The 14,869-nt window shown below is 38.6% G+C and carries 12 protein-coding genes; 11 read left to right on the top strand and 1 reads right to left on the bottom strand.

Translation table 11 applies throughout. The features are described from left to right. Positions 1 to 81 precede the first annotated feature (81 nt). Positions 82 to 987 (top strand): GerMN domain-containing protein, encoded by a 906-nt coding sequence (locus EFD62_RS09645; RefSeq protein WP_069194935.1) that lies wholly within the window; start codon positions 82 to 84, stop codon positions 985 to 987. A gap of 37 nt (positions 988 to 1,024) precedes the next feature. Here EFD62_RS09645 and EFD62_RS09650 read toward each other — a convergent pair whose 3' ends face one another. Then, positions 1,025 to 1,240, bottom strand: a complete 216-nt coding sequence (locus tag EFD62_RS09650) for an FmdB family zinc ribbon protein (RefSeq protein WP_069194934.1) — start codon at positions 1,238 to 1,240, stop codon at positions 1,025 to 1,027. 222 nt (positions 1,241 to 1,462) lie between these two features. On the opposite strand from EFD62_RS09650, the gene EFD62_RS09655 reads away from it, so the two are divergent. The 10 genes from EFD62_RS09655 to EFD62_RS09700 all read left to right on the top strand — a co-directional run bounded on the left by EFD62_RS09655 (position 1,463) and on the right by EFD62_RS09700 (position 14,835). Next, a complete protein-coding gene (locus EFD62_RS09655; protein ID WP_128706038.1) occupies positions 1,463 to 2,176 on the top strand; it encodes an RDD family protein in 714 nt (237 codons plus the stop codon). A 186-nt stretch (positions 2,177 to 2,362) separates the two neighbouring features. Beyond that, complete coding sequence (mgtE, locus tag EFD62_RS09660; protein WP_069194932.1) at positions 2,363 to 3,697, top strand: magnesium transporter; 1,335 nt, start codon at positions 2,363 to 2,365, stop codon at positions 3,695 to 3,697. A 588-nt stretch (positions 3,698 to 4,285) separates the two neighbouring features. After that, positions 4,286 to 5,419 (top strand): D-alanine--D-alanine ligase, encoded by a 1,134-nt coding sequence (locus EFD62_RS09665; protein ID WP_069194931.1) that lies wholly within the window; start codon positions 4,286 to 4,288, stop codon positions 5,417 to 5,419. A 47-nt stretch (positions 5,420 to 5,466) separates the two neighbouring features. Then, positions 5,467 to 6,273, top strand: a complete 807-nt coding sequence (murI, locus tag EFD62_RS09670; RefSeq protein WP_069194930.1) for a glutamate racemase — start codon at positions 5,467 to 5,469, stop codon at positions 6,271 to 6,273. A gap of 116 nt (positions 6,274 to 6,389) precedes the next feature. Further along, positions 6,390 to 6,857, top strand: coding sequence for a DUF1934 domain-containing protein (locus tag EFD62_RS09675; protein WP_069194929.1), 468 nt, complete (start codon positions 6,390 to 6,392; stop codon positions 6,855 to 6,857). Beyond that, a complete protein-coding gene (gene argS, locus EFD62_RS09680; RefSeq protein WP_069194928.1) occupies positions 6,820 to 8,514 on the top strand; it encodes an arginine--tRNA ligase in 1,695 nt (564 codons plus the stop codon). Before EFD62_RS09675 ends, argS begins: the two co-directional genes overlap by 38 nt. Before the next feature lie 158 nt (positions 8,515 to 8,672). Beyond that, positions 8,673 to 9,350 carry a CPBP family intramembrane glutamic endopeptidase gene (locus EFD62_RS09685; protein ID WP_069194927.1) on the top strand — a complete coding sequence of 226 codons (678 nt, stop codon included), beginning with the start codon at positions 8,673 to 8,675 and terminating at the stop codon, positions 9,348 to 9,350. 99 nt (positions 9,351 to 9,449) lie between these two features. After that, positions 9,450 to 10,085 carry an MBL fold metallo-hydrolase gene (locus EFD62_RS09690; protein WP_069194926.1) on the top strand — a complete coding sequence of 212 codons (636 nt, stop codon included), beginning with the start codon at positions 9,450 to 9,452 and terminating at the stop codon, positions 10,083 to 10,085. A 167-nt stretch (positions 10,086 to 10,252) separates the two neighbouring features. Beyond that, a complete protein-coding gene (locus EFD62_RS09695; protein ID WP_128706039.1) occupies positions 10,253 to 13,258 on the top strand; it encodes an S-layer homology domain-containing protein in 3,006 nt (1,001 codons plus the stop codon). 29 nt (positions 13,259 to 13,287) lie between these two features. Further along, positions 13,288 to 14,835: an S-layer homology domain-containing protein gene (locus EFD62_RS09700; RefSeq protein ID WP_235832622.1), complete on the top strand. Its 1,548-nt coding sequence runs from the start codon at positions 13,288 to 13,290 to the stop codon at positions 14,833 to 14,835. The last annotated feature ends 34 nt before the right edge of the window (positions 14,836 to 14,869 follow it).

The following is a 14,869-nucleotide window of genomic DNA, read 5'->3' on the forward strand; positions in this document are numbered from 1 at the left end:
ATTTTATTTGGATAAGAATACTGGAAGTCTCACCGGCATAAAAATATCCTATAAAGAATTTATAGTGAGGTGTCCGGTTAAATGCGAAGACTTTTATGTATTATTTCTGTATGCATCATAATATTATCCTTTGGTTCAGGTTGTTCAGATACTAACAAATTTGGGCTAGGAGATAACGAAGATGCGTATGTTGCCAGCAGTATTGTATTGAGTGAAGCTGATGCGGAGCAGATCTCGAATAAAGCGCCAATACGTCTTTATTTTGCTAATGATGATAATTCCAAACTAAAGCTGGAGATAAGATATATACCGGTTAGCGAAACCACAAAAAGCGTGAATCATCTTGCCGAGATAATTGTCAACGAATTGATTAAAGGACCGAAGGTTGCAGGAATGAAGGCCACCATACCGGAGGGGAGTAAACTTCGCTCACAAATAAAGATTGATGGAGATGTTGCTATTGTTGATTTTTCAAAGGAGTTCAGAGATAATCACCCGGGTGGGAAAGCTGAAGAACGAATGACAATATATTCCATAGTAAACTCATTGACAGAGCTTAAGGAGATAAGTAAAGTAAAATTTTTGATAGAAGGAAAGTCCTCTTCTGAGTATAAAGGGAATTTCAAATTTAATACTGAGTTTCCAAGAAGTGCACAGCTGATTAGTAACAAGGTGGAACCGGCAGGGACTGTAAACAGCAATGAGAATACTTCGGACAAAAAGGATAATACTTCTTCCGGTAGTAAGGATGCCGCCGGTGCCAGCAGTGAAATGGAAGATGAAGGCATCGAAACAGATGCACAGATAGTGGATGAGGAAGAAGTGTTTATTGAGGCGCCAGAGGGTAGTGAGACGCAAGAGACCTCAGGAGAAATCTCGGACGACGAAAAATGGCAGGAAACTTACGATGAGACTTCCGATGGAACAGAATCTCAAGAGGCCTTTAGTGATGAATTTGAAGAAACATACATAGAATACCTTGAATAATCGAAATTTATATAGAGTCCAATGCGGAGGGGCTGCATTAGTGATTGCAGCATCCTCCGCATCTGTGAATATTAGGACATTCTCCGCCTTCAGATTTTCTGGATTGTACAATATTCACGTTTTTGAACACAGCCTCAAGCTCGTTGCTGCCGCATTCGGGACATTTAATAAGTTTTTCCGATCGTTCGCTCATTTTTGCCATTACATTGAACTCGTGTCCGCATTTTGAGCATTTCAAATCATAAAAAGGCATTATATTCTCCTCCATTTGCTTATTCTATTTATATCATGTATGGGTTAGACACCGCAATACATTACTGACAAGTATATTATACTATATATTATATGCAATTAACAAAGTATAGCATTTCTTTTAGTCTTTTGTTATAATAGTGAAGTCAAAAAATAAAAGGTGATGCTTTAATTTAAAGGGTTTGAACAATTTTATATTTAGTTGAGGTAGGGGGAAGAAAAGATGAGTGTTAGTGGATCATTTAGGAGATGTTTTGCTTGGTTTCTTGACTTATTTATACTTGCTGCATTTAATTATGGAATGATATTGGTTTTGAATTTATTGGGCATAGGGGTATCTTTTAATGAATTTCTTGAAGCAATAGTTAGTGGAACTGAAGATTCATTTGGTTTAATTTATGATTTTATTTTGGAGAACTGGCTTATATATGGGATATTGTTCCTGATATATGAAATCGCTTTCGTGGCTTCTAGTTTATCTGCCACGCCTGGAAAGTTGATCCTCGGCATTGAAGTAGTCAGTGATAGCAAGGGTAGTATTCTCAAAGTGATTTTAAGGGCACTGGTTAAGCTTGTGGATGTGATAACTCCTGTTTCGATTATTTCCATTATTATGGTGTTAGCTAGTAGAAAGAGACAGTCATTGCATGATAAGGTTGCGGGCACATATGTGGTTTACAAGAAGACGAACAACAATTCTTCAAAAAGAATAAACACTACAGAGTTGTTTGAAGAAATGAAGAGAAGAGGACTTAGAACTTACAGTGAACAGCAGGCATTAGCTGAAGAGTTGTATGGCACAGGCAAGAAGAAATCTAAAAAATACCGCTCCTATAGATGGATAGGCTTGGTGTTTCTAGTCATAGCATTGATTCTATTTGGTATTTGCAGTGCAAATTATATTTCGATATTCGAAAGTCTGATTTTAAAACAGTAGCTTAGATAGCTATTCGATAAGTTGGGGTAGTTCATATATCAACATTAAGAAAGTAGGATATTTTTAAGGAGGTGGTAGTTATGGATCCTGAATCTTTACCCTATTGTATCAAAAGAAAATATCATAATATATTTAGAGCCATAACTACCAATCAGATAGCGTGGCTCTATTAAAGGAGGCTACACAATGAAAGAAATGATTCTAAACCTTATTGAGCAAGGCAATTATGCCGAAGTAAGAAGCAAAATTGTGGATATGAATGTGGTTGATATTGCCCAGCTTTTTGAGGAAATGGACAAACAGAAGCTATTGGTGATATTCAGAATACTGCCAAAAGATGTGGCAGCGGGTGTTTTTTCATATATACCATATGAAATTCAAAAGTATATTATTGAATCCATTACCGACAGCGAAATCAAAAATATTCTAGATGAATTGTTCTTTGACGATGCAATTGACTTTTTAGAAGAAATGCCGTCAAACATTGTAAAAAAGGTTCTTAAAAATACCGATGAAACAACGAGAACACTTATAAATCAATTCTTGAACTATCCTGAAGATTCGGCCGGAAGCATAATGACTATAGAGTATGTTGATTTGAAGAAGGAAATGACAGTAAAGCAGGCTTTACAGCACATCAAAGAAACAGGGATAGACAAGGAGACAATTGATACATGCTATATTTTAGATGATTATAGAATACTCGAAGGCGTAATATCAATTAGAAAGCTAATATTAAGTGAAGAGTCGGTAGTAATTAAAGACATTATGCAAACAGATGTTATATATGTGAATACCAATGAAAACCAGGAAGAAATTGCATCATTATTTAAAAAATACGATTTTCTTTCAATGCCCGTAGTTGATAATGAGCGTAGACTGGTTGGAATAGTGACAATAGATGATATTATAGACGTTATTGACCGAGAGAATACTGAAGACTTTCAGAAAATGGCGGCTATGCAGCCTTCTGAGAAAGAATACTTAAAGACAAGTGTATTGATACTGGCGAAAAATAGAATAACTTGGCTCTTGGTGTTAATGATTTCTGCAACCTTTACAGGAAATATTATAAGGAAATTTGATGAAGTGTTGCAGACGGTTGTAGTTCTTGCTTCCTTTATTCCAATGCTCATGGACACTGGTGGAAATGCTGGTTCCCAATCATCGGCACTTATAATAAGGGGATTGGCTTTAGGAGAAATAAGGGCTAGAGATGCTTTAAAGGTTCTGTGGAAAGAACTGCGGGTAAGTTGCCTTGTAGCAATAGCGCTAACTGCTGTGAATTTTATAAGGATATATTTTTTTGAAAAAGCCGATTTGCTGGTATCCGTAACGGTATGCATAACTTTATTTTTTACAGTTGTGCTAGCCAAAGTTATTGGAGGGATTCTTCCTATCATGGCAAAAAAACTCAGGTTAGACCCTGCAATTATGGCAGGTCCGCTAATAACAACTGTAGTTGATGCTGTAGCTCTTATTATATATTTCACAACTGCAACGTGGTTGTTGGGTATATAGATTTTATAACTATAATAATTAATCATACTAAAGGGTCTTCCTCAATTCTATTTGATAGGAAGACCCTATATTTGGCCTTTTGGAATGAAATGGAAGAGGCAAAAGTGAAGGGACTCGATGTCCCGAGCTTTTATTCTTACTAGCGCAGTATTAGCAATAAATGATTTTTTTACCTTGTTATTTAGTGTATAGACATGGGATAAGTGCTATGGTATAATAAAACTATGGCACTTGTTATGTATACTCATCTCGAATATTGCATATTTTTTTATTTGCCTTAAATCATGTTTTAAAGTAGTTTGAATTTTCGGTTAATTCTTTTATTTTGTTTTTCTCAAGTTTGAAAGTGCAATTATTGGCAACGCATTAGGCATCTTGCATTCATTTTGCGACCATAAACGGTGTCTAAAGTAATAAATAGCCTCATTAATGGTAGGCCTAGCTGCTATTTATATTGTGCTTTTTTTAGAATATTCTAATAGCGTACAGTATTTTGTCGTAAATCTTGAAGTTGGTGTACTTAAATAGTAAAATGAGAAATATATATTTACTAGTACTTTGCATCCAAAAAATAAGGGGAGAAAATATATGGGCGACAAAAAGAGAGTGCTGATTGTTTTTGGTGGACAGTCATCCGAGCACGAAGTTTCAAGAATATCTGTAACATCCATACTAAAGAACATTGATTCAGATAAATTCGATGTTTCAATGATGGGAATTACGAAAGACGGCAAATGGCTTCCATACAGCGGGCCTATTGATAAAATTCCTTCCGGAGAGTGGGAGCAAATTTCACTAAAGGATAGGACAAGAAGTATTACCGATAAGATAAGCTTGATAGATAACATAGTAAGTCGGGTAGATCACGCAGGTGAGCTTGATACAGCCTCAATGAACGATGAAAAAGGTAAAAAGATAGATGTGGTTTTTCCTGTTCTGCACGGTTGCAACGGTGAAGATGGGACCATACAGGGATTTTTTGAACTGGCAGGCATACCCTATGTGGGTTGTGGAGTGTTGGGTTCGGCAGTGGGAATGGATAAGATTTATGCAAAGATAATTTTTGAAAAAGCAGGAATACCACAAGCGGACTATCTGTATTTTACAAGAAAAGAGATTGCTGCGAATATAGACAGTGTGGCCGACAGAATAGAGGAAAAGTTCAGATACCCAATATTTGTAAAGCCGTCCAATGCCGGTTCTTCTGTGGGTGTCACAAAGGCACATGATAAAAATGAGCTGAAAGAAGCATTGATTTATGCAGCAAAATATGATAGAAAAGTACTAATTGAAGAATTTATCAACGGAAGAGAAGTTGAATGTGCTGTGCTGGGTAATGATGATCCTATAGCATCAACGGTGGGAGAAATTATTCCAGGCAACGAGTTTTATGACTATAAGGCAAAATACATTGATAACAGTTCCAAGATAAAGATACCTGCGGATCTTCCGGAAGAAACTATTGAAGAGATAAGAGATTATGCAGTAAAGGCCTTTAAGGCTTTGGACTGTGCGGGACTATCAAGGGTTGACTTCTTTGTGCATAAGGAAACCGGCAGAGTATATATAAACGAAATTAATACCATGCCCGGGTTTACAAGTATAAGTATGTATCCCATGCTTTGGGAAGCATCCGGTATTCCCTATTCGGAGCTTATTGAAAGGCTTATTGAACTGGCTATTGAAAGATACAAGGACAATTCGAGAGAATATGATGAGTAGATAAAGAACTATGTGGTTTAATCGTATTATAGTTGGGGGAAAATACTATGGATAACAGACCAATAGGCGTTTTTGATTCGGGTTTAGGTGGTCTTACTGTATTAAAGGAGATAAAAACTTTATTGCCTCAGGAAAGTGTAGTATATTTCGGAGATAGCGGGAGAGCACCCTATGGTTCTAAGTCAAAAGAAACTGTAGTAAAATATACATTTCAGGACATCCGGTTTCTGCTGAACCAGGATATAAAGATGATTGTAATTGCATGTAACACTGCAAGCGCATGTAGCCTGGATCAGGTTAAGCATAGTTTTGATATTCCGATAGTAGAGGTTGTCGGACCCGGAGCGATGACTGCTGTCAGGGAGACAGTAAACAAGAAGATTGGGGTAATCGGTACTGTAGCAACGGTATCTAGCGGGGTTTATGAGAAGGCTATTTTAAGGCTCGATCCCGAAGTCGAAATCTATCAGAAGGCATGCCCATTGTTTGTACCTCTGGTTGAAGAGGGCTGGTGGGATAATGATATAGCCCTAAGGATTGTAGAGGAATATCTTCTGCCGTTGAAGGAAAAAAATATTGATACATTAGTTTTGGGATGTACCCACTATCCCCTTTTGCACAATACCATTTCAAAGGTAATGGGGGATGATGTTAAATTGGTCAGTTCAGCATTAGAAGTAGCAAAGGTAGTAAAGGAGATGATAAATGAAAATAATCTTATGAGAGACGAAAAAATAGCACCTGTATACAGGTATTATACCAGTGACAGTGTTTATAAGTTTGAATCTCTGGGCAATTCCATTTTGAATCATGAAATACATTCTGCTGAAAAGATTGATATTGAGAGATATTAGATTTGCTAAAAAGTAGCTTAACAATTGAGAATATTTTATGTATTAGAAGCAGGAAAGTATTTAAATATTTCTGGAGGGACAAAAATGTTCCCCGACGAAAATGGAGGCGGTAAACTATGAATAAAAATGTTATTATTTCAGTAAAAGGGATTCAGACTTCCGACAATAAGGATAAAAATGTACTGGAGCTTGTTACGGAAGGTAAATACTATAAAAAGGGCAATGCTTATTATGTGACATATAAGGAAAGTGAAGTGACGGGTATGGAGGGTACAACTACTACCCTCAAAATTTCCGACGGCATTGTGACATTGATGAGGTTTGGTACGGTCAATACTCAGTTTATTTTCGAACAAGGACAAAAACACGTATCCTATTATGATACGCAGTACGGTACGTTTACCATGAAGGTTACTGCCCGTGCGGTTACTGTAAATGTTGATGACAAGGGTGGAGAAGTTAAGGTTGATTATAAACTTGAAATAGATGATAATAAAAGCGGAGAAAACGATTTTCATATGTTTATTAGAGAGGTAGGACAGTTAAATGACGAATGTAGTGGAGACTATAAAGAAGCAAATTGATGAAACAGTTAAAAACTCAATATTAAAGGCGGTTCAAAATGGAGAACTTCCCGAATTTACGGTAGAAGAGCTGATTATAGAGATTCCAAAGGAGAAGGGACATGGCGATTTTTCAACCAATATTGCCATGCAGGCGGCAAAAACGGTAAGAAAAGCCCCCAGACAGGTGGCAGAAATAATAATTAAAAATATGGACATTAGTAAGACATATATTGAGCGAGTTGAGATGGCAGGTCCCGGGTTTATCAATTTTTTTCTTACGAATACATGGCTGTATGACGTTTTAAAAGTCATTCAAAAGGAGAAGGAGAACTATGGAAGGTTGGATATAGGCCGGGGACAGAAGGTTATGGTTGAGTTTGTCAGTGCCAATCCTACCGGCCCTCTCCATATGGGCAATGCCAGAGGCGGAGCATTGGGAGATTGTATTGCCAGTGTTCTTGAGAAAGCCGGATATGATGTAACTAGGGAATTCTATGTTAACGATGCCGGAAATCAGATTGAGAAATTCGGTATTTCTCTTGAAGCTCGGTATATCCAGCTTTTGCAGGGTGAAGATGCCATAGAGTTTCCGGAGGACGGCTACCATGGCGAGGATATCATTGACCATATGAAGGCATATATTGAGGAAAATGGGGACAAGCTCCTTCATGTTGACTGTGAAGAAAGGCGCAAAGCCCTTGTAGAATATGCTTTACCTAAAAATATTGAACGCATAAAAAATGGCCTTGAAAGCTACGGCGTTAAGTTCGATGTTTGGTTTTCGGAGCAGTCCTTGTATGACAACGGTGAAGTGCAGGAAACATTGGATATTCTTAAGGAAAACGGCTATACAATTGAAAAGGAAGGAGCCATCTGGTTTGAGGCTTCTGCTTTAGGTGCGGAGAAGGATGAGGTAATTGTCAGAAATAACGGGATTCCTACATATTTTGCAGCGGACATAGCTTATCACCGCAACAAATTTTTAAAGCGTAAGTTTGACAGGGTAATAAACTTGTTGGGAGCAGACCACCATGGACATGCCGGGAGAATGAAATGTGCCGTAAAGTCCCTTGGAATTAATCCGGACAAGCTTGATATTGTGATATTTCAGTTGGTACGCCTTTACAGGAACGGTGAGATAGCTAGAATGTCCAAGAGGACAGGAAGAGCAATATCTTTAACCGACCTTTTGGAGGAAGTTGGAAGGGATGCTGCTAGGTTTTTCTTTAATACGAAAGCATCGGGTAATCACTTAGACTTTGATTTGGACCTTGCAGTAAAAAAATCCAACGAAAATCCGGTTTATTATGTTCAGTATGCTCACGCAAGAAGCTGTAATATGCTAAAGCTTTTGGAAAGTGAAGGCTTTAAATTGCCGGAGGTTAGTTCTGCTGACCTGACACTGTTGAAAGCTCCTGAAGAAATTGAGCTAATGAAAAAGCTTTCCGAATATCCTGAGGAGATTAGAATTTCCGCCCAGACTTTAGAACCGAGCAGGCTTACAAGATATGTTCATGATGTTGCATCGAGCTTCCATAGCTTCTACAATGCCTGCAGGGTAAAGGGTGAAGGTGAGGACTTAATGTATGCAAGAATGATACTTGTGGACAGTACAAGAATTGTTATTAAGAATGTACTTGAGTTATTGAGCATAACAGCACCCGACAAAATGTAGAGTATTGAGGGATTGCGTAAGTCTTTATACGGATGGACAAGTCTGCAAAACCCGGTTCAAATGATATAATTTGGCCGGGTTTTATTATGTTTGCCTAATTCAATAGTGATATGATATAATTCCTATAAAAAACTATGCGTTGTAATGGAGAAGTTTTTATGGTTGATTCAAAGCAAAAAAGCTACATAATCAAAGCTTTAATACCATACCTGATTGCATTCTATCTTTTTTGGGCTGTGTATTCTATATTCATCGAACCGATTATTGAAAAGGGCCCGTATCTTATCAATCTGGTTGGAGGTAATCTCATAAAGCTTGGAGCATGGACAGTACCTGTTTTGGTTCTGCTAAAATACCTTTTCAAGGAAGATCCCTGGGACTATATAAAGCTTAGAAAAAATAAATTGCGTGGTCTTGTGTACGGGTCTTTGTACGGAGTTGTAATTATTATATATGTTACTGTCAGCAGATTGCTGACAAATGGTACACTGCAATTTAACCCCTTTTTCGAGCTGGATTCGTGGATAGGCGGAGTCTTGCTCGTAGGATTTACTGAGGAAATCGTATTCCGCGGATTTTTGTTGCAGAAGTTTGAAGAGGCAATGGGGTCAAAATATGCCAATGCAGTAACCGCCTTATTATTTCTGTTGATTCACTTTCCCAAGTGGTACGTAAATGGTAATTTATTTATACCGGGATTCATGGTGAATTCCATAGCTTTTATTTTTCTTTTCAGCATCCTTATGGCGGTGTTATTAAAGAAAACAGACTCTTTATTGACATGTATACTTATTCATTCTGCCAATAATTTTGCAATGTTTGCATTAGGAGCATAAATTTTGGTACAATGTTCAAAGAAATTCTATGCCATTAGACTGCGCAGCTTATAAAATGGCAAGAATTAAAATACACATATGCTGCAAGGAGGAACAATTATGAAGATTAAATGGCTGGGCCACGCATGCTTTCTCTTGACATCGGAAAAGGGGACTAGGGTGGTTACCGACCCGTTTGATGAAACTGTGGGATATAAGGTTGAGGAAATTGAAGCCGAAATAGTCTCTACAAGCCATGATCACTATGACCATAATAATATTGGCATGGTTGTAGGTAATGCAAAGCACGTTATGGGAGCAGGAAAAATAAATATAGACGGGATTGATATAACTGGTGTGGAGTCTTTTCATGATGAATGCGAAGGGGCCAAACGCGGGAAAAATGATATTTTCAAATTTACAATAGATGGAATCAGTGTTTGCCATCTGGGAGATTTGGGGCAAACCTTAAACAATGACCAGCTTAGGCAAATCGGAAATGTGGATGTGCTAATGATACCGGTGGGTGGGGTCTATACAATTGATTATAAAGGCGCCATCGAGGTGATGAACCTTATAAAGCCGTCAATAACCATTCCCATTCATTATAAGACACCGGCTCTTACCTTCGAGATAGACGGTGTAGAACCCTTCCTTTCTGCGACAGGTGGTAAACATATTTCAAAGCAGGAGATAGAGTTGAAAAAAGATGAAATTGGAAACTGGCCTAAGGTTATTGCCTTGGATTATGAGTAAGTTGGATATTATCTTGTAATAATTTATTAATAATAAATATGCTAAAATTAGCCGATATAAAGTACGGCTAATTTTTTTTAGCTTTCAAGTTGAAGTGATATAGAATAGAAAAATCGGTTTTGTGGTTAATAGCTATTTTTGAATTCGAAGATGGTGGAGTGGTGAATATGGAGATGAAGTTTTTCAATAAACTAAAAATTAGAATTTCCTTAGTGGTAATACTTTCATTTGTTTTGCCTTTTATCCTTAGTATCCCCCTACACGCTGAGGAAGAGCCGGAAAAGATATATTACGGGCTTAAAAATGCTTTGTCAGTTCTTGACAATATTAATTTCACTGATGTCAGGAATTCGGGGACATGGGCAAAGGAAGCCATTTGTGAGGTGGCGGCGCTAGATATTGTAAAAGGCTATGGCAATAGGGTATTTGGCCGTACAAACAGCGTGACAAAGGAAGAGGCAATCGCCATTATTTACAGGGCGGCCGGCAGGGAAAGGGATGCGCAGTTGGCAGCTGAGGCTCTGGATACAGCCAGAAATGCTGAGGAAAAAAAGACTTATGCCCCAAGTATGTGGTCAGATGGATATTTGCAGCTTGCAGCCAGTGAAGGATTAATTAGCAATGAGGATCTTGCCGATGCGTTCAATGCAGAACAAAGTGGACTTGGAACGGGGGCATTTTTGAGAGGAGCGCCTGCTCAAAGGCAGGAAGTGGCTTATTGGATATCGAGGGTATTTGGCCTTGAGCCTGTTTACGGGCAAAAGAAGATCTTCAACAGCTTTCGAGATTGGTCCGGCGCAGATCCCTTAAAGATTCCGTACATAGAAGCAGTTCTTGTTGAAAACATAATGAATGGCGAAGGGAACGGCTATTTTAGGCCTACTGGTTTTGTAACGAGAGAGCAAATCGCGCAGATAATAAAAAATGCAGATAATAGAATTCTTCCGCTTTTAGGCTATGAAAAGAGAATGGGTACCATTGAAGATATTCGCAAGGAATACGATTTTACAGGAAACGCCTATGTATATATTAATACCTTCAATATAAGGAACAGCAATGGAAAGCTTCATAAGATCATTACCGAGTCTGTCGATAGTAGCCGGAGCGGATATAAAAATGAACAGGGTGGGGCTGCAATCAGAAGGTCTGACACCGACATTGTTGTTTATAAGGATGGATGGGTAGGTACGAGCTCTCTATTAAAAGAGGGAGACAGAATAGAGTATATAACTGCGGCGGACGGCACGGTGAGGTATGTCCGGGTGATATTCGGCACATCGGATACGGAGTATGTTATTGCAAAAATAAAGGAAGTAAATTCTGAAGTCTCTACAATGAAGGTAGCAATAGGGTTTTATATTGAGTACCCGGACATTGATATAGACAGTATTAGCTTTGATTTCAGAAATGGTGATGGTGGAGTTGACACAACCTTTGTATACAGCAATATTGCAAAGGTGTTTATTGATGGTAAAGCAGCAGATATGACGGATATTGCACCGGGGATGGATGCGATTCTTACCATAAAGGACGATATCATAACTGTAATAAATACCTTAGATCTAAGGCTAAAAGAGCAGGGTGTGGTAAGTGGTGTTGTAGAGGACAACAATCCTCACTTGGGCTATATAACTCTATATAATGAAGACGGTTTGCGTATAGATGGGTCCCTCAATAAAATAAAAACATACAACTATTCCAATCCGATGGACGTAACGGTATATAAAAATCATAATGCAGCAAAGCTTGAAGATATCGAAGGTGGTGATTCGGTGTACATGAAGCTTGACCAGAATGGAGCAATAGAGATTATAAGCGCTGTAGATAATTATATAGTAAAATATGGAAAGATTTTATCTATAAGGTCAGGCATTATAAACGTATCCTATGATGATGGCACACAGCAAATTCTTAATGTGGACGAAAACATTCCGATTGTACGGGATAAAAAACTTGTGGATCTTGATGCTTTAAAGGATGGGGACAGGGTAAAACTGCTTTTGAACATTACGGACAAAAGTACAACCCTCAAAAAGCTTACAATAGAAGGGGATGAGCATTTCATTGCAAACATCTACCGAGGTGTGGTATCGGCGGTGGATGATATCTCCAAAAAGATGGTGCTTCAGAACCTGGAAGTGTTTAATAATGGAAAATGGGAGAGAACCGAGCAAAAAGGCGTTACTACATTGAAAATGTCTGAGGATAATAAATTTGTTTACAATGACAATATGGTGGATGTACGTCAGGTGAAGGAGCTTTTCACAGGCAGTTCTGCCTATATTGCCGTTGAGAAAGAATATGGCGGCAGTGAAAAAGCAGTATTGGTATCTGTAAAAAATTCCAAAGACACCGAGGCCCCTGTATTTAGCGATAGTATAATTACAAGTAGCGCCGGGAATAAAGGAGAGTTCACACTGGGCAAAGAGTACAGAAACATCTCCTATGGAAATGGGACAATCATTATAAAGGACAACCGACTGGTTACCGGTAGTAGCATAAATCTGGAGGATAAAGCGTATATTGTTGCAAACAGGAGCTATGATGACGGAAAATACTATGCTAGCGTAGTCCAGATAAACGAAAGAGTGGATTCGAACTTCTTTACGATATATCGCGGAAGGATATCAAATATAAATGAAAACAAGGACTTTACAGTAGAATCCTATTCGGAGCTTGAGGGAGTCAATTGGAAATACTACAACACTCCTCGGACCTTCAGGATTACATACGACACGCAAATTATAGATGATGAAGGGGTCGTAGGACAAAGGAACTTTACCGGCTACGGAGATTCAAGCTATAAGAACAGGACGGTATATATATTATCCAACGGTGCCGATGCTGTATTGATTAGTACCGCACCTTATGGTAATATCAATGCAAAGGGAGAAATTTATGAAATCATGGGAGAAAATGCCGATGATTCTACGGCCGAAGAAGGTCAGAAGGAGCCCGATGGCTTTATACTCCGAAAGGCTAAGGTTTATGATGTCCAATCTCATACGTGGAAAGACATTAAAGACTTGGAGATTACCCTTCTGAAAAACAGCATTATACTGAAAAACAATAGCATTTTGAAACCGTCCGAGCTTAGAAAGGGTGACAACATAAGAATTATCAAGAAGGATAGTAATGAGACAGCAGATGCCTACATTATATTTGTTGAATAATATTTTTTAGCTTTCGGAGGCGAAGCAGTATGATGAAAAGGGGATTGGCATTTATTACAGCTATACTTATAATTGTGTTTATAATCGGTGGAGTGCAGGTATCTGCAAGAGAAGGAGACAGTGGATACGAAGGAGGTATCTCCAGCGGAGAAGCAGCAGGCAAGACCTCGTTTGAGTATAAAGAGGTGTGCTTTATAACCGGTGAACCCGTGGTGTTTGAGGGAACTCTGACCATAAAAAAGACATTGAAGCAGGATAAAACAACCGGGAAGAATGTAATCACATCAAATTATACATACAACCTTAAGAGTCTTGAAAAAAATGCGACTCTGACAAGATTTCTGTCATATAACACGACTCTTACAGAAAAGGAAAACGGTCAGATTATTGAAGAGACGGGGTTTGGAGGCAGATGCACCGAAGTGGTGAAAATCGGTTCCACCACTTATACTCTGGAAAATTATGATTTTACAAAGACCAACATAAAGGATACGAAGCCGGCGGTGGATTATTTTGCCGGGAATTTGTGGGGAAGGAAGACATACCGGACCGGTACCGGAACAAACAGCGGAGAAGTTACCGTTGAGATATCCGGTGATTATTATGGATATAACCAGTTCTGGGGAACAGTTGAAACCCAAGTAATAAATTATGTAATAGAAAGTCAGAAAAAAAGTGACGGATTAATAGACCGATGGGGAGGAACTGCGAGTGTAAGTATTTCGTCCTCAACAACAAAGAAGATTGATTATGTTGAGAACAAACCGGATATCATAAGCTTCGAGGGCGGCTTTGTTGAGAGCCAGTACAATAACAGCATACTGCAGTATACGGCAAAGCTTCCGGAGTTTGATCATCAGGGAGTGTCTACCGACAGAATGATTGAGACTAGGGACAGCCTTATGATTGAAAGCTTTCCGATGAGCAGGAGGCTTTTGGTACCGGAGCTAAACCATTTGAGAGGTCACTGGGCTGAAAATGATATTAAGGCACTGTACAGCTTGGAAATATTCAAGGAGAACCCGGCGGATTTTGACCCTCAGGAGATTATGACGAGAGCTGAGTTTGCCGATGCCATAGTACTCGCTGCCAGTCAAGTCCCGAAAGACTCATTGCTTGTTGAATCAAAAACCACCAAAAAGTCTGTTAATACCAAAGAGGAGATACTCTCTCCCTTTACCGATGTATCAACACAAAGCAAATATTTTGAAAGTATAAACAGTGCATATAAAAGGGGCATGATAAGCGGAAGAGGGGACAAAACTTTTGCTCCGGAGGATTATCTTACTACAGCGGATGCCATTACCATATTAATAAAGACTCTCGGACTTGAGGGGCTTGCTCCTTCAAGCGGAGCAGTGACGGTATTTAGGGATAGTGACGATATTCCAAGGTATGCAAAAAATTCAGTCTATGTTGCCCAAAGAATTGGTCTTGTGATGGGAGATGATAAGGGTTATCTAAAGCCCAATGAGTATATTTCAAAAGCCAGGGCAGCGGTAATTATCAATAATTTTATAGATTATATGAGAAATGATTTAAAAAAGGATTATAGGGAAAGAATAGTAAATTATTAAGTGCTGATAAATAGCATCAAAGAAAAGGGGAATA

Origin of the sequence: Acetivibrio mesophilus (assembly GCF_004102745.1) — a bacterium.
In the GTDB taxonomy this organism is placed as follows: domain Bacteria; phylum Bacillota; class Clostridia; order Acetivibrionales; family Acetivibrionaceae; genus Hungateiclostridium; species Hungateiclostridium mesophilum.